The sequence below is a fragment of the Pseudomonas granadensis genome, assembly GCF_900105485.1.
In the GTDB taxonomy this organism is placed as follows: domain Bacteria; phylum Pseudomonadota; class Gammaproteobacteria; order Pseudomonadales; family Pseudomonadaceae; genus Aquipseudomonas; species Aquipseudomonas granadensis.
In genome coordinates, this window is the sequence record NZ_LT629778.1 from 3,063,175 (window position 1) to 3,076,937 (window position 13,763).

Below are 13,763 nucleotides of genomic sequence, written 5' to 3' on the forward strand. Positions count from 1 at the left end.
CCGGACCCGGACGAGCAACGGCGGGCGTTCAAAACATACGTTCAAACGCTACAGCCAATAACTCAGCAATTGAACCGGCGTCATCTTCGTCACCATCATCAGCACAATGACAAACATCCCGGCGAATCCCATTACGCCCATCCAGAACCACGCGCGGTACACGGTCGCATAGCGCACGTCGAGGACGGCGCCCGCCTCGCCCGCCTGCACGGCCATCCGCCAGAGTCGTTTCTGCAACAGCAGAACCGGCAGCCACAACGCGCCCACGCAGACGAAGATGATCAGCGACATCAGCACCCATTCGGTGCTCATGCTCAGCCCGGAAAGACGCATCAGCCCGTAGCCGGTAATGATCTGCACAAAGCCAGCCGGTGTGGTGATCCATGTGTCGAAGCGCACCACCATGCGCGCGACGTGGGCGATAACCTGCGGGCTGGCCGTGCGGCTGGCGGCGATCAGGTAGAGGTAGGAGCCCATGCCGAAACCGAAGAGGAAAATCGCCGCGATCACATGCAGGTATTTCAAGCAAAGATAGAGCATCAGCGTTGCCCGTCCGAGAACTGCACCGACAGGCTCAGGTTATGCGGGTCGTTGATGGCAGTCAGGTATTCGTCGACGCTGATTTCACCCACGCAAGGGCGCGCGCCAGCGGTCGGTACGTAGCCTTGGGCCATTTTGCTCGCCAGAGCGACGGCGGCGCAGCTGGGGATTTCCGGGCCTTTATCGTTAAGGGCGGTGAGCTGCGCAGTCATCGACAAGGGTTGTCCGTCGAGACCCAGCCCCTGCACATCGATGTACATCGCGCTTTTGCCATCGCCGAATCGCTCGAAACGCATGCCCAGCCGATGCAGCCGGGCCGCCCAGAGTGCATGGTCGCGGACCAGGCCGAGTTTCAATGCCTGCGCCAGTAGACCGTTGGCAATGCCACCGAGCTTGAGCCCGGCACCGGCCTTGAAACGCAAGGTCTGCGCTCCATAGCGCGCGGCGAAGATGTCCATGTCCGGGACATCGACGTTGGCCAGCAGGCGCGTGCCCAGTTGCGGCATCGTGCGCAAGGTCAGATCGAGCCAGCCAAAGACTTCATGGACCTTGCCGTTTTTCAGTTGCCTGATCGGTTTGCCGGCGTAGGCCAGCACGCCTTCGATGGTCGACAACCCCGGCATTTTCGCCGACGAGGAAATCCCGTGCTCGATCGAGTCGATCCGCAAAAAGCGCCGGCGTTGCTCGTCGATGATCGCTGACGACAGCGTCGGCACCGAGCTGCAGCCGCTGAGGATCGCCACGCCCGCCTGTTTCGCCTTTACATCGAGTACGCCGATGCCATTGACGAAGGTGCGGCAGTCGGCGAGGTCGCAGTAGTTGACGCCGGCCGCAATGCAGCTTTCGGCGACCGCGTAGGACTGCCCCTGAAACGGCCCGCCGGTGTGCACCACCAACTGAATATTCAGCGCACGCAATGCGTCGCTGAACGCCGCGCCCATCGCATCGCCGCACCAACCTTCGCAGACCGCGCCGGACTGCGCCTGCAACTCCTCGACCTTGCTGTGCAACTTGCGCGGATCGCGTCCCGATAACACCAGACCGATGCCCGGCATCAAGATCAGATGCCGGCACACGATGCTGCCGAAATTTCCGTAACCCCCGACCACCATCACCCTGAACGGCATGCAATTCTTCCCTAAGTCATTCATTACACAGCGGGCAGGATATAGGGCTGAAGGTCGGCAGACCATGGGCGAACCGCTTACAAAAACTGTGGGAGCCAGCCTGCTGGCGATGGCGTCGGGTCAATCGCTATCGCCAGCAGGCTGGCTCCCACAGGGGTTTAGCGTGTCATGAGGAAAGTGGATTCACCGCAAATACTAAAATAAATGAACCCGACGAACCCGGCACCGCCTAACGCATAGACCATCAGGAGGTAGCCTATGCAAATCGAAACCGTGTGGATCGTACTGGCAGCAGTGCTGGTGCTGATCGAGCTGTGGGCCATCAATCGGGTGCGCAAGAGCGAGGGGAAATCGAGCAACAAAGGCGTGTGGATCGTGCTGATCGTGTTTGTGCCGCTGTTCGGTCTGATCGCCTGGGCATTGGCCGGGCCTAAGCATATTCGTCACGACACCGCGTCAAATCCGGGTCGCTGATCTTGCCAACGCTGGCCGCAAGCCTTTGGATTTGCGGCCAGCGCGCTCAGGAATCCTGCGGGATCACTGATATCTTGCCGTTGCGTTCGATGATCGCGAACTTGATCTGCTCGATCGTTTCAATGCCCTGACTCGAGCGCGCGGCCTCCATCACATCCGCTTCCACCAGCCGCGCATGACGCAATCGGCGGTGCAGCAGCTTGCCGTTCTCGACGATGATCGTCGGTTCGCCGTCGATCAGCCGTGACACCCATCCCGACCGCTGTTTGAGCAAAGAAAAACCTACGTCGATCGCGATCAACGAGACGATCACCAGCAACGAATTGGTCAGCGAAAAATCGTCGCCGAGCAGCGCTTGCTGGGTGGCTTCGCCGATGATCATCAGCAGGACGAAATCGAACGTGGTCAGCTCGGCCAGTGAGCGGCGGCCGGCGATTTTGAACAGCACCATCAGGGCCAGGTACATCGCTACTGCGCGCAACACGGAGTCCATGGCGTCACCTATGGAAAGATGAATTGAACCAGCTCAACGCCAGTTGAACCGGGCGATTCGATGCGGCTGCGGAACAGCCCGAGGCCATCGCCGCGCAAAGTCAGGTACAACGTCGCCTGGCCCTGCCCATCCGCCTGCAACCACAGGCGCATGCCCTGCGCCGAATTGCGCGAGCGCAGCGGTTGCGGCTGCAGGGTTTCGACACTGAAGCCTTCCAGGAGCTCGCCACCGATGTCGAGTTCCAGCGTGGCATCGGGTTTGCCGTTCAGGCTGATTTTCATCGAATTGGTTGAGCCATTGCGATGGAACATTTCGTACTCGGCGCGCAGGTGGCCGTTGTCGCTAATGACTTCCCGCGAACTGATGAGCCCGCGCGAAAACAACCCCAGCAGACCAAGTACCACCAACAACACCAGCACGTACCAACCGCACCGCTCGAAGCGCCAGACCTTCGCCTGATAGGCCATGTCTTCGCGCACCGGGTAGTCCCTGCTTTGCAAGTCCGGATGATCGCCGTCGCCTTTCATCGGTTCAGCCTCGCTCGCCGCGCAGGGCTCGTTGATGGAAGTGCGGCAGTTGCTGCAAGGCGAATTCCGAAGCAATCTGCAGCACCTCTACACGCGAACCGGGAAACCATTGCTGACGCGTGAATACGGCGTGTTGACCGTCCAGCTGGAAGGCCCAGGCAAAACACACGGTGCCGGCAGCGATGCCGTCGACGTCGTCAGGACCGAGAATCCCCGTGGTCGCAACGGCGACGTTGGCGGTGCTGTCACGCAACGCGCCGATCGCCATTTCCCGCGCGACTTCGACGCTGGTCAGGTTGAAGGTTTCGATGGTGTCCGGGCTGACGTGCAGCAGCCGTTGCTTGGCCTGCGGTGAATACACTACATAGCCGCTCTCGATCAGTTGGCCGCTGCCCGGCACCTCGGACAGCAGCATGACAATGTTGCCGGCGGTGCACGATTCCGCCGTGGTGATGGTCAGCGAATGGTCGCGCAGATAGTCGACCGTTTCCTTGGCGATGGACATGACGTTCACTCTTGGAATTATTAGCGGTTGACCGCATACCGCGGTGATCATTCCCACGTTCAGCGAGCCCGGTAGACGCCGGGCTCGCCGGTTCCCTCAAGTGGCGGGCACCCACGGTGGCGTGTCTGCGGTCTCCGCCAGCGGCACATCACTGCTGCCGGGCGTGAGGATCACCTTGCGGCAATTTTCCTGCTTCTTGTCGAAGAGCTTGTAGCCCTCGGCCGCCTGCTCCAGCGAGAGCCGGTGGGTGATGATCGCGTCGGGTTGCAGCGCTCCGGTTTCGATATGCCCGAGCAGCTCCGGCAGGTAGCGCTGGACATGGGTCTGGCCCATCTTGAACGTCAGGCCCTTGTCGAACGCATCGCCAAACAGGAATCCATGAATAAACCCGGCATACACACCGGGCACGCTGACCACACCGCCACGCCGCACAGCGGCGATGCACTGACGCAGGGCCTTGCCACTGCTGCCTTCGAGCTTGAGCGTAGCCAGCACCGTTTCGGTGGTGCTGCCCTTGGCCTCGAACCCCACTGCATCGATCACCCCGTCAACGCCGCGATGGCCGGCCGTCTGCCGAATGATCGTGTCAGCCGGATCGTCGTCTTCATCGAAGTTGATTGGAATCACGCCATAGGTGCGCTGCGCGTATTCCAGCCGATACGGATGGTGATCGACCATGAAGATCTGCTCGGCACCGAGCATTTTCGCGCACGCTGCGCTGAGCAGCCCGACCGGGCCGGCACCGTAAATGGCGACGGTCGAGCCCTTGCCGATCTGCGCGTTGTTCACCGCTTGCCAGGCAGTCGGCAAGATGTCCGACAGGAACAACACCTTTTCGTCCGCCAGCGTGCCCGGCACCTTGAATGGTCCGGTGTTGGCCTTGGGCACGCGCACAAGCTCCGCCTGACCGCCGGGAATGCCGCCGTACAAGCGACTGAAGCCGAACAACGCCGCCGGCGGCGTAATGGACTTTTTGTTGAGGATTGCGCCGCGACCGGGGTTGGTGGTTTCGCACGCGGCATAGAGTTCCATCTGGCAGAAGAAGCAGCCACCGCAGGCGATCACGAACGGAATCACCACGCGATCACCGCGTTGTACCGCAGTCACCTCCGGCCCGGTTTCTTCGACGATGCCCATGAATTCGTGGCCGAAGATATCGCCGTGTTCGACAGTGGGAATCTTGCCTCGGTACAAGTGCAAATCGGAGCCGCAAATGGCGGTCGCGGTGACGCGCAAAATGATGTCATCGGGGGCTTCGAGCTTCGGATCCGGCACGGTTTCGACTCTCACATCGTGAGCGCCGTGGTAGGTCATTGCACGCATGGCAAGGTCCTCTTCCTGATCAATGAAATGGCGTGAGTCTCTTCATTTCGGAAGCGCAGCGTTCTGCAGGAGTTCAGTGAAATTTTGCCGCAGCGGATCAATGGCTGCGGTGGCAGGAGGCTCGGTTTTGTTCAGATTGGTAATCTGCAAGGCGTGCACGATGCGCTTCATGCAGAGTGCACGAAGCGGTTTTGTCGCGGCCCCGGCAAAGCCTTGCTCCAGCGCGGTTTGGCCGATCACTGCAAGTTGGCACAGCTCATGCGTTGTAGACAGGGAATACACCGCACGGCCCATAGAGGCCTGTGTTCATACCGTGATAGCAGAGGCCAATAAATAATGAACGCCATCGACCTACTCAAAGCCGATCATAAAAAAGTCAAAGACATCCTTAGCCAACTGAGCGAGTCGACTGAACGGGCGTTGAAAAAACGCGCCGAGCTGCTGGCCAAGCTGGAGATGGAAGTCTCGATTCATACCCGTCTTGAAGAAGAAATCCTCTATCCCGCATTCAAGGAAGCGGGCAGCAAGGAAGAGGACGTGATGTATTACGAGGCCAAGGAAGAACACCGCACCGTGGATTCGCTGGTGCTGCCGGATCTGAAGGAAACCGACCCGGGCACGCCTGAGTTCGCTGGCCGGGTGAAGGTGGTCAAGGAGCTGCTTGAACACCATATCGAAGAAGAGGAATCGGAGATGTTTCCCAAGGCCAGGCAGCTGCTGGGCAAAGCCAAGCTCGATGAACTTGGCGCGCAAATGGAGGCTATGAAAGCCAGCTACAAGAAGGAAATGGCTGCTTAAGAATTACGCGTGGTTTGGCCCGGCTTTGGCTGGGCTTTTTTTTGCCTGGCGCTCAGGGTGATGACGAAATGTGTTCGGCTTTGGTTCGGCGGTGCACTTTCCCCTCACCCCAGCCCTCTCCCGAGGGAGAGGGAGCTGATCGGGGTTGATCTCAAGACTTGCATTCAACCCGGTATTCCGTGCCGGCATCTCACGCCCAAACAACTCGGTCAGTCCCCTCTCCCTCCGGGAGAGGGTTAGGGTGAGGGGCTTTTGATTTCGCTTGTCGCCCGCACTCACTACCCCTTATAACGACTGCCTTCCCTTAAAAAACAAGAGACAGCATCCATGAGCAACGCCTGGAACGAAGGCTATTTCACCGACGAAGGCTACACCTACAGCTACAGCCGGGAGATCAACCCGGTGTTCCAGCGCTACTGCCTGTTGTTGCGCGGCTTCGCCAGTCTGGACAGTACCGACGGCTACCACTGCGAACTCGGTTTCGGTCAGGGCGTGTCGATCAATATCCACGCCACCGCCAATCCAGGCACGTTTGTCGGTACGGACTTTCATCCGGGCCAGGCGGCTTATGCCGTTGACCTGGCAGCGGCGGCCAACAATGGTGCCCGTCTCTACGACGACAGTTTCGAACAGTTACTGGCGCGGACTGACCTGCCGCAGTTCGACAGCATCAGCCTGCACGGCATCTGGACCTGGGTCAGCCGCGACAACCAGAAGCTGATCGTCGAATTCACCCGTCGCCACCTCAAACCCGGTGGTCATCTGTACGTCAGCTACAACAGTTTTCCGGGCTGGTCGCCATCGGCGCCGTTGCGCCAGTTGTTCAGTCTGCATGACCGCTTCGCTAACACCTCCTCTCGTCCGGATCAGCGCATCGACGCTGCGCTGCAGTTCTCCGAGGCGCTGCTGGCAGCCAACCCGAAATACGCCGCGGCGGCGCCGAGTCTGGGTGCGCGACTGCAGAGCATCAAGGGCCAGGATCGTCAGTACGTCGCGCATGAGTATTTCAACCGCGACTGGAACTGCATGTACTTCGCCGACATGGTCGATGCCCTCGCACCTGCCAAGCTCGATTACGCGACGACCGCGGTACCGCTGGACTCAGTCGATCCGCTGAACCTGAGCGCGGAGGCGATGGATTTCCTCGAAACCATTGAGCATCCGGTCATGCGCGAGCAGGCGCGCGACTATTTCGTCAATCAGCATTTCCGCCGCGACCTGTACGTGCGCGGTGCCAACCGTCTGTCTGCGCCCGAGCGCCGCGCGCAGATGCTGCACACGCGTTTCGTGCTGCTGCAACCGGCAACAAGCGTACCCACCGCCGTCACCGGTCCGGCCGGCGAAGCCTCGTTGCAAGCGGAGATTTATGGCCCGGTACTGGACGCACTGGCGGACCAGGCGTATGCCGCAAAATCAATGCGCCAATTGCTCGGGACGACGGCGCCGCTGACCTTCGACGATCTAGAACAAGCGCTTGCCGTGCTGGTCGGCATGGGGGTCGTGGCGCCATGCCAGAGCGAAGCGTCCGAGTCGCTGGTGCAGGACCGCTGCGCGGCGCTCAATCTGCAACTGTGCAAACGCTCGCTGTTCACCGCCAAGGTACAGGTGCTGTCCAGCCCGGTCACCGGCGGTGGCGTGACGGTCAGCCGTTTCCAGCAACTGTTCCTGATTTCCATCAAGCAAGGTAGAAAGCACCCAGCCGAATGGGCGCAACTGGCCTGGAGTGTGATCAGCGAACAAAACGAAGTGCTGATCAAGGGCGACCAGCCGTTGCTCACTGCCGAACAAAACCTCGCTGAACTGACCGAGCAGGCGCAGGCGTTTGCCGAGCAGTCGCTGGTGGTGCTCAGGGCGTTGAAAATCGCTTGAGGTGCAGAATGCGCGGAAGCAGTAGCAGGTTAACCCTGCCGCTGCCAACGCGCGGTTTTATTGGCTGCGCTGCTTAATCGAAGGCGCCATTGACGATTTCGTAAATCAAACCGGTCGCTAGCGCGACAAGAATCAGATCCGTCCCTACCTGCTGCCATTCGTAGCCGTCGTAACGCGGCAAGTGCCCCAGCAGGCGACCGTCCAGTTTCTTCGCGATACCGGGTGGCAGCGGTTTGCCCCGCGCCAGATTCTTTTGAATACCCGGCGGCAGCGCCGGTCCAGGGCTCCAGTAATCGCGATAATTGCCCACGATCCCGAGTATGTTGCCGCGATCAACACCAGGACCGCCACGGTAACCCTGATTGCCTTGACCGCCCTGCCCACCCTGCTTGCCCTGGCCGCCCTGATTACCCTGGCCTTTCTGTTTACCGTGATCCTGCATGTTCTGCGGATTACCTTTGCCGTTACCCTGGCCTTTGTCGTTTCCGGGGTCGGCCGAAGCCACCGCAGAAGCGAAAACCAAGGCAAGGGACGACGCCGTGGCGATCCATTTACGAGAGCTGATCATGGGTACTCCTTCATGGCGGGATGCTTCACTGTCATCGATGACACTGAACCTCAGCTTAGTTTATTTCGCCGCGCTGACCATCGGCAAACCAGGCGGCTACGCTGCAGACTGTGCGAGGCTTCACTGTTTCTGCAACAAATTGACATTGCCTTGGCCCGGCGCTTGGGTCAGGATTCGCGCCTTTTTGATCGTCAGCCGCGTATCTGTTCAGCGTACGGTCCCGGTCGACTTCACCTTGCCCACGAGTAGCCCAGATGAACCGCCAGAAGAAACTCAAACAACTGTTCAAGGAAAAGGCCAAAAAGGCCAGTGCCAAACTGGCGCCGAAAAAGCCCAAGTACATCAGCAAGGCTGAGCGCTTGAAACTGGCCGCTGAAGTCGCCGAGCCGGTCGAGAGCGGCGAACGTCACGCTTGAAGCGCGTTGCCTGGTAGCAACGCGCTGACCCGCTTGATCAAACGCCCGAATGCGTGTGGTAGATCTTGCTGACGATCGTCCACTGCCCTTCAACCTTCAGCAGATTGAAAAAATCAGTGAAACGGAAGCCCGAGACATTGTCAGTATCGACTCGCGCGCTGGCGGCAGTGCCGACGATATCGATCCGCACGATCGCAGCCTGAGCTTCGGGCGATGGGCGAAAGGACGTGTCGATCACGTCGTAGAGATTCTGGATCGCGCCGCCGACCAGGCGCTCGCCGTCGACGCCAAACATCGTTGCTTGCGGATTGAATGCCGGTTTCATCAGCGTGCTGTCAGCTTTCGCGCCGCCCTCGTTGTACTGGTTGAGGACGGCGACGATCGCGTTGTATTCCTGCACGTAGGTGGGAGTGGTCATGGTGGGGTTCCTGTTTTGAGTGAAAAGGCTGCCGCCAGCCAAGGCTGACGCGGCAACGGGGGTTGATCAGGCGCTGGCGGTGGGCCAGTCGATGTAGCCTTTGGCGCCGCCGCCGTAGTAGCTCTCACGCGGCGCGATGGTCAGTTCGATTCCGCGACGCAGGCGCTCGACCAGATCGGGGTTGGCGATGAACAGGCGTCCGAACGCCACCGCATCGATCCGTCCTTGTGCGCGTCGCTCGAGGGCCATTGGCAGGTCGTAGTTGTTGTTGCCGATGAACGGCCCGGTGAACTGCGCACTCAGCGCGTCCAGATCAACGCCTTCCGGCACGCTGCGCGACGTGGCTGTCGCCCCTTCGACGAAATGCAGGTAGGCCAGATTCAACGGATTGAGTTGCTGGATGAGATAGCCGTAAGTCGCCATGACATTGCTGTCGGGCGGTGTGTTGCCGGCATCAGCCGTGACCGGCGACAGACGAATACCGACGCGGTCGCTGCCCCAGACATCAATCACCGCGCGGGTGACTTCCAGGGTCAGGCGCGCACGGTTTTCGATACTGCCGCCGTACTGATCGCTGCGCTGGTTGGTCGAGTCTCGCAAAAACTGATCGAGCAGATAGCTGTTCGCCGAATGCACTTCCACGCCATCGAAACCGGCCTGTTTGGCGTTCTGCGCGGCACGCCGGTATTGCTCGATGACGCCGGCAATCTCCGCTGTTTCGAGTGCGCGCGGCATCGACACGTCGACGAAGCCTTTTTCGGTGTAGGTGCTGCCCTCAGCCTTGATCGCCGAAGGTGCAACAGGCGCTTGGCCGTCCGGCTGCAACTCGACACTGGAAAATCGCCCGACATGCCACAACTGGCAAACGATCTTGCCGCCGGCGGCGTGCACCGCATCGGTGACAGTCTTCCAGCCCGCGACCTGCTCCTGCGTCCAGATACCCGGCGTCATCGCATAGCCGCGACCTTGGGCAGAAATGTTCGTCGCCTCCGCGATGATCAATCCGGCCGTGGCGCGCTGGGCGTAATAAGTCGCGTGCATGGCGTTGGGCACGCCGTCGTCGGCCATTCGGCTGCGCGTCACCGGGGCCATGACGATGCGATTGGCCAAGTGCAGCGCGCCGAAGGTCACGGGTGAAAAAAGGTCAGTGTCAGCGGCGTGATCAATCATTAAACCTCCAAAACATTAGACTGGTCGTCTAGCAACCAGCGTTAAAAAAACGCCCCTGTGCCAGCGGGCGATTGCTTGTTTCAAGCGTCCGTTGAGTGGACGTTCAGTGGCAGTGCAGCGGCGCCTGGTGTTTCACATTTGCCTCGGCGGCACCGGGTTGCAGTGCGATTTTTTCCCACTTGGCAATTACCAGCGGCGCGATGGCATTGCCCAGTACGTTCAGCGTCGTGGTGCCGCTGTCGATGATCCGGAAAATCCCCGCGATCAACGCCACGCCCTCCAGTGGCAGGCCGGCCGACGCCAACGTCGCGGAGAGGATGATGATGGCAAAACCCGGTACACCCGCCGCGCCCTTGGACGTCAGCACCATGGTCACCACCAGCAATATCTGCTGCGACAGCGACAGGTCAATGGCGTATAGCTGCGCAACAAAAATCGTCGCGACGCCAAGGAAAATCGATGCCCCATCGAGATTGAAGGCATAGCCCACCGGCACCACGAAACTGACAATCCGCCGCGGTACGCCGTACTGCTCGAGTCTGCTCATCAACTGCGGCATGACCGCCGCCGAAGCGGCACTGGAAAACGCCAGGATCAGCTCGTTGCGGAAGTAGCCGATCAACTTGAAAATGTTCTCGCCGATCAGGTAGCAAATCCCACCGAGTATCACCAAGGCAAAGACAACCAGCGCCAGATAGACCACGCCGATCAACTTGAGCAACGGCAACAGTGAGGCAAAACCAAATGTCGCGACGGTCGCACCGATCATGCCGAACACGCCAATTGGCGCGTAGGCCATGACAATGGAAACCACCTTGAACATCGCATCGGAAATGCTCTGTATCAAAGCGATGGCCGGCGCACTCTTGTCTTTGGGCAGTGCATCCAAGGCCAGGCCAAACAACACCGCGAAGAACAACACGGAGAGCAACTTCGCTTCCGACATGGCCACCAGCACATTGTCCGGGACGATGTTCTGCAGGATCACCAGAGCACCTTTGGACGGCTCCAGTTTGATCTCAGCGGCGTTGTGCGAAATGCCGGAGATATCGGTGCCTGCACCCGGTTCAAACAGGTTGGCGAAACACAGTCCGATGACGATCGCCAGCGCCGTGATCGCGAAGAAATAGCCCAGCGACTTGGCGCCCATACGACCGAACGATTTGTTATCGCCACCGCCAGCAATCCCCAGAATCATGCAACAGAACACGATAGGCACCACCACCATCTTCATCATCTTGATAAAGATGTCGCCGAGCGGTTTAAGGATCTCCGCGCTGACCCACATTTGATACTGCGGATGGGTATTGAAATACCAACCGACGAGCACGCCAAGCACCAGCCCGGCAACGATTTGCCACACCAGGGGAATACGTTTCATGTCTAGCCTTCTTGTTGGAATGAACGGTCTGCGCGAAAGGCAGTTGCTAGAGTCATGAGCATCCAGCTCACTTTGAGAAATGGCACAACGCTGTTGTGCCATGGCGATTGTTACTTGGCGAAGAGCTGGCTCATATCCTTGAACGCTTTGAATTCCAGGGCATTGCCGCAGGGATCGAAGAGAAACATGGTGGCTTGTTCACCGACCTGGCCCTGAAAGCGAATGTACGGTTCGATCACGAACTGCGTGCCGAACGACTTCAGACGTTCTGCCAGTGCCTCCCATTGTTGCCAGCCGAGAATGATGCCGAAGTGCGGCACCGGCACGTCATGACCGTCAACCGGGTTGCTGTGCACGCTCTCTTGAGAGGCGGTTTTCGGATGTTCGTGAATCACCAGTTGATGGCCGTAAAAGTTGAAGTCGACCCATTGAGTGCTTGAGCGTCCTTCTTCAAGACCGAAGACTTCACCGTAAAAAGTGCGCGCCGCAGCCAGGTCATAAACAGGGATAGCGAGGTGAAAAGGCGAGAGAGTCATCAGAGCTCCAGGATCGTTTTTGTTGGTTGGCAAACAAGTCCCAGCGACATCGGCTCTTACGGTTCAGCCGGCTGCGGGATGAAAAACATCCTAGGACGAAAAACCCAACATAAAAATCAATATATATTTCTCAAACTCACAACTAATATTTGTCAATGATCAAAGAACTGAAAACACTCATTGCCGTGGCGCGCGAAGGCACCTTCGCGGCGGCCGGTAACCGCATCGGCCTGACGCAGGCCGCCGTCAGCGCGCAGATGCAGCGCCTGGAAGCCGAACTCGGTTTCGAGATCTTCGACCGAAAGGGCCGCTCGGCGCACCTGAACAAGATGGGCCAGCAGATCCTGCTGCAAGCACAGGACTTGCTCAGGCTCTATGACAACCTCGGTTCGACGGCGGTGGGCCTGCCGCCCAGTGTGCTGGTCAACCTTGGCGCGATTGCTTCGGTGCAGCGCTCCTATCTACCGGATGCGCTGGCGCGCTTTCACCAACAATGTCCGTACTGCCGAACCCGGGTGATTCCGGGCCTGTCGATGGAGCTGGTCAATCTGGTGGATACCGGCGAGATCGACATGGCTGTGGTCATTCGCCCGCCCTTCTCGCTGCAGAGCGATTTGCGCTGGACCACCCTGGCCCTTGAGCCGTATCGGTTGATCGTGCCGCGCGATGTGGCGGGCGATGACTGGACGCAATTGCTGAGCAGCCAACCGTTTATCCGCTATGACCGCTCCTCCTTTGGCGGCAGACAGGTGGACCGGTTTTTGCGCCAGATGCATTTCAACCTGCGCGAAGTCTGTGAGCTGGACGAACTGGAGGCGATCATCAAACTCGTCGAAAACGGCGTCGGTGTGGCGCTGGTGCCGCAAACCTCGCCCGACTTTGAATGGCCCGCCGGCGTCCGTGCCTTCGATCTTGGGCCGCACACGTTTCACCGCGACATCGGCCTCGTCCACCGAGCGCGCGAGACTTTCACCGAACCTGTGCGCGTCCTCGCCGAGTTGATCAGCACTCAGCTCAAGCCCGGCAGCGAGCAGGCTTGATCGGCCCAACCATTAACTGCATCAATAACAACCATTAATTCAATGAAGTTCTCTTATCAGTGCCGCGGCGTAAGATCGGCTCCAGACCCAACCACTACCCAACGGAGCACACCATCATGAAACGCCAGGCCCTTCTCAGCATCGCTTTCTCGCTCTTCGCACTGAACGCTTTCGCCGCTACCCCTGCGCAGCCGCTGGTTGCCGAAGGGGGTTCCGACCGTTTGCTGGAACAACGCACCGCTGCTGTTACGCAAACCGATCCACTGTTCAGCGATGCCGTCGCCGCGACCGAAACCGATCCGCTGTTCAGCGACGCCGTAGCCGCCACTGAAACCGATCCCTTGTTCAGCGACGCCGTCGCCGCGACCGAGACCGACCCGCTGTTCAGCGATGCAGTAGCCGAAGGCGGTTCTGACCGTCTGATCGAACGCCGCGCCGTCTGAATGCCGCGTTTCACCGCGGTCACCGAAGAAAAGCCCGACCTCGCCGTCGGGCTTTTTGCGTTTGGGCTTGCGCAATACTGCGCGTAACCGCCTGCGCTCAACTAACCTTGAGTAACCTTATGCGGGAGCAAACAA

At 59.5% G+C, this 13,763-nt stretch carries 18 protein-coding genes; 6 read left to right on the forward strand and 12 right to left on the reverse strand.

Going from position 1 to position 13,763, the window contains the following annotated elements; all coding sequences use genetic code 11:
- Positions 1 to 48: 48 nt before the first annotated feature.
- Both BLU52_RS13485 and BLU52_RS13490 read right to left on the reverse strand, forming a co-directional pair.
- A complete protein-coding gene (locus tag BLU52_RS13485) occupies positions 49 to 540 on the reverse strand; it encodes a DUF2269 family protein (protein WP_090283923.1) in 492 nt (163 codons plus the stop codon).
- Positions 540 to 1,667: a saccharopine dehydrogenase family protein gene (locus tag BLU52_RS13490; protein ID WP_090283925.1), complete on the reverse strand. Its 1,128-nt coding sequence runs from the start codon at positions 1,665 to 1,667 to the stop codon at positions 540 to 542. The genes BLU52_RS13485 and BLU52_RS13490 overlap by 1 nt, the downstream gene beginning before the upstream one ends.
- Positions 1,668 to 1,925: 258 nt before the next feature.
- Between BLU52_RS13490 and BLU52_RS13495 the strand changes: the two genes are divergently transcribed.
- Entirely contained in the window at positions 1,926 to 2,141 is a 216-nt protein-coding gene (locus BLU52_RS13495) for a PLD nuclease N-terminal domain-containing protein (RefSeq protein ID WP_090283927.1), read from the forward strand.
- A gap of 46 nt (positions 2,142 to 2,187) precedes the next feature.
- Here the strand turns inward: BLU52_RS13495 and BLU52_RS13500 are convergent, their stop codons facing one another.
- From BLU52_RS13500 to BLU52_RS13520, 5 genes are all read right to left on the reverse strand, one after another.
- Positions 2,188 to 2,634: a DUF421 domain-containing protein gene (locus BLU52_RS13500; RefSeq protein WP_090283929.1), complete on the reverse strand. Its 447-nt coding sequence runs from the start codon at positions 2,632 to 2,634 to the stop codon at positions 2,188 to 2,190.
- Between the two features lie 8 nt (positions 2,635 to 2,642).
- Complete coding sequence (locus BLU52_RS13505) at positions 2,643 to 3,161, reverse strand: hypothetical protein (protein ID WP_090283931.1); 519 nt, start codon at positions 3,159 to 3,161, stop codon at positions 2,643 to 2,645.
- A 4-nt stretch (positions 3,162 to 3,165) separates the two neighbouring features.
- The gene (locus BLU52_RS13510; RefSeq protein WP_090283933.1) at positions 3,166 to 3,666 is read right to left on the reverse strand and encodes a CinA family protein; all 501 of its coding nucleotides are present in this window, start codon (positions 3,664 to 3,666) and stop codon (positions 3,166 to 3,168) included.
- Positions 3,667 to 3,762: 96 nt separating this feature from the next.
- Positions 3,763 to 4,989 (reverse strand): zinc-dependent alcohol dehydrogenase, encoded by a 1,227-nt coding sequence (locus BLU52_RS13515; RefSeq protein WP_090283935.1) that lies wholly within the window; start codon positions 4,987 to 4,989, stop codon positions 3,763 to 3,765.
- 42 nt (positions 4,990 to 5,031) lie between these two features.
- Complete coding sequence (locus BLU52_RS13520) at positions 5,032 to 5,283, reverse strand: hypothetical protein (protein WP_157720701.1); 252 nt, start codon at positions 5,281 to 5,283, stop codon at positions 5,032 to 5,034.
- Between the two features lie 42 nt (positions 5,284 to 5,325).
- Between BLU52_RS13520 and BLU52_RS13525 the strand changes: the two genes are divergently transcribed.
- Together BLU52_RS13525 and BLU52_RS13530 are read left to right on the forward strand one after the other, a co-directional pair.
- A complete protein-coding gene (locus BLU52_RS13525; protein WP_090283938.1) occupies positions 5,326 to 5,787 on the forward strand; it encodes a hemerythrin domain-containing protein in 462 nt (153 codons plus the stop codon).
- A 327-nt stretch (positions 5,788 to 6,114) separates the two neighbouring features.
- Positions 6,115 to 7,656, forward strand: coding sequence for a methyltransferase regulatory domain-containing protein (locus BLU52_RS13530; RefSeq protein WP_090283941.1), 1,542 nt, complete (start codon positions 6,115 to 6,117; stop codon positions 7,654 to 7,656).
- Positions 7,657 to 7,729: 73 nt separating this feature from the next.
- On the opposite strand, the gene BLU52_RS13535 is transcribed toward BLU52_RS13530, so the two are convergent.
- Entirely contained in the window at positions 7,730 to 8,224 is a 495-nt protein-coding gene (locus BLU52_RS13535; protein WP_090283943.1) for an anti-virulence regulator CigR family protein, read from the reverse strand.
- A 254-nt stretch (positions 8,225 to 8,478) separates the two neighbouring features.
- On the opposite strand from BLU52_RS13535, the gene BLU52_RS13540 reads away from it, so the two are divergent.
- Entirely contained in the window at positions 8,479 to 8,640 is a 162-nt protein-coding gene (locus tag BLU52_RS13540) for a DUF2986 domain-containing protein (RefSeq protein WP_090283944.1), read from the forward strand.
- Positions 8,641 to 8,677: 37 nt separating this feature from the next.
- On the opposite strand, the gene BLU52_RS13545 is transcribed toward BLU52_RS13540, so the two are convergent.
- The 4 genes from BLU52_RS13545 to BLU52_RS13560 all read right to left on the reverse strand — a co-directional run bounded on the left by BLU52_RS13545 (position 8,678) and on the right by BLU52_RS13560 (position 12,145).
- Positions 8,678 to 9,058 carry a nuclear transport factor 2 family protein gene (locus BLU52_RS13545; protein WP_090283946.1) on the reverse strand — a complete coding sequence of 127 codons (381 nt, stop codon included), beginning with the start codon at positions 9,056 to 9,058 and terminating at the stop codon, positions 8,678 to 8,680.
- Positions 9,059 to 9,124: 66 nt separating this feature from the next.
- Complete coding sequence (locus tag BLU52_RS13550) at positions 9,125 to 10,228, reverse strand: alkene reductase (RefSeq protein WP_090283950.1); 1,104 nt, start codon at positions 10,226 to 10,228, stop codon at positions 9,125 to 9,127.
- Positions 10,229 to 10,331: 103 nt separating this feature from the next.
- Complete coding sequence (locus tag BLU52_RS13555; protein ID WP_090283953.1) at positions 10,332 to 11,609, reverse strand: cation:dicarboxylate symporter family transporter; 1,278 nt, start codon at positions 11,607 to 11,609, stop codon at positions 10,332 to 10,334.
- Positions 11,610 to 11,719: 110 nt separating this feature from the next.
- The gene (locus BLU52_RS13560; protein ID WP_090283955.1) at positions 11,720 to 12,145 is read right to left on the reverse strand and encodes a VOC family protein; all 426 of its coding nucleotides are present in this window, start codon (positions 12,143 to 12,145) and stop codon (positions 11,720 to 11,722) included.
- Between the two features lie 155 nt (positions 12,146 to 12,300).
- Here BLU52_RS13560 and BLU52_RS13565 point away from each other — a divergent pair, with 155 nt between their 5' ends.
- A complete protein-coding gene (locus BLU52_RS13565; RefSeq protein WP_090283957.1) occupies positions 12,301 to 13,185 on the forward strand; it encodes a LysR family transcriptional regulator in 885 nt (294 codons plus the stop codon).
- A gap of 116 nt (positions 13,186 to 13,301) precedes the next feature.
- Positions 13,302 to 13,628, forward strand: a complete 327-nt coding sequence (locus tag BLU52_RS13570) for a hypothetical protein (RefSeq protein ID WP_090283959.1) — start codon at positions 13,302 to 13,304, stop codon at positions 13,626 to 13,628.
- The last annotated feature ends 135 nt before the right edge of the window (positions 13,629 to 13,763 follow it).

Excerpts from the sequence above, each read along its gene's own strand:
- BLU52_RS13485 (WP_090283923.1), bottom strand. The coding sequence starts at position 540 with ATGCTCTATCTTTGCTTGAAATACCTGCATGTGATCGCGGCGATTTTC.
- BLU52_RS13490 (WP_090283925.1), bottom strand. The coding sequence starts at position 1,667 with ATGCCGTTCAGGGTGATGGTGGTCGGGGGTTACGGAAATTTCGGCAGC.
- BLU52_RS13495 (WP_090283927.1), top strand. The coding sequence starts at position 1,926 with ATGCAAATCGAAACCGTGTGGATCGTACTGGCAGCAGTGCTGGTGCTG.
- BLU52_RS13500 (WP_090283929.1), bottom strand. The coding sequence starts at position 2,634 with ATGGACTCCGTGTTGCGCGCAGTAGCGATGTACCTGGCCCTGATGGTG.
- BLU52_RS13505 (WP_090283931.1), bottom strand. The coding sequence starts at position 3,161 with ATGAAAGGCGACGGCGATCATCCGGACTTGCAAAGCAGGGACTACCCG.
- BLU52_RS13510 (WP_090283933.1), bottom strand. The coding sequence starts at position 3,666 with ATGTCCATCGCCAAGGAAACGGTCGACTATCTGCGCGACCATTCGCTG.
- BLU52_RS13515 (WP_090283935.1), bottom strand. The coding sequence starts at position 4,989 with ATGCGTGCAATGACCTACCACGGCGCTCACGATGTGAGAGTCGAAACC.
- BLU52_RS13520 (WP_157720701.1), bottom strand. The coding sequence starts at position 5,283 with ATGGGCCGTGCGGTGTATTCCCTGTCTACAACGCATGAGCTGTGCCAA.
- BLU52_RS13525 (WP_090283938.1), top strand. The coding sequence starts at position 5,326 with ATGAACGCCATCGACCTACTCAAAGCCGATCATAAAAAAGTCAAAGAC.
- BLU52_RS13530 (WP_090283941.1), top strand. The coding sequence starts at position 6,115 with ATGAGCAACGCCTGGAACGAAGGCTATTTCACCGACGAAGGCTACACC.
- BLU52_RS13535 (WP_090283943.1), bottom strand. The coding sequence starts at position 8,224 with ATGATCAGCTCTCGTAAATGGATCGCCACGGCGTCGTCCCTTGCCTTG.
- BLU52_RS13540 (WP_090283944.1), top strand. The coding sequence starts at position 8,479 with ATGAACCGCCAGAAGAAACTCAAACAACTGTTCAAGGAAAAGGCCAAA.
- BLU52_RS13545 (WP_090283946.1), bottom strand. The coding sequence starts at position 9,058 with ATGACCACTCCCACCTACGTGCAGGAATACAACGCGATCGTCGCCGTC.
- BLU52_RS13550 (WP_090283950.1), bottom strand. The coding sequence starts at position 10,228 with ATGATTGATCACGCCGCTGACACTGACCTTTTTTCACCCGTGACCTTC.
- BLU52_RS13555 (WP_090283953.1), bottom strand. The coding sequence starts at position 11,609 with ATGAAACGTATTCCCCTGGTGTGGCAAATCGTTGCCGGGCTGGTGCTT.
- BLU52_RS13560 (WP_090283955.1), bottom strand. The coding sequence starts at position 12,145 with ATGACTCTCTCGCCTTTTCACCTCGCTATCCCTGTTTATGACCTGGCT.
- BLU52_RS13565 (WP_090283957.1), top strand. The coding sequence starts at position 12,301 with ATGATCAAAGAACTGAAAACACTCATTGCCGTGGCGCGCGAAGGCACC.
- BLU52_RS13570 (WP_090283959.1), top strand. The coding sequence starts at position 13,302 with ATGAAACGCCAGGCCCTTCTCAGCATCGCTTTCTCGCTCTTCGCACTG.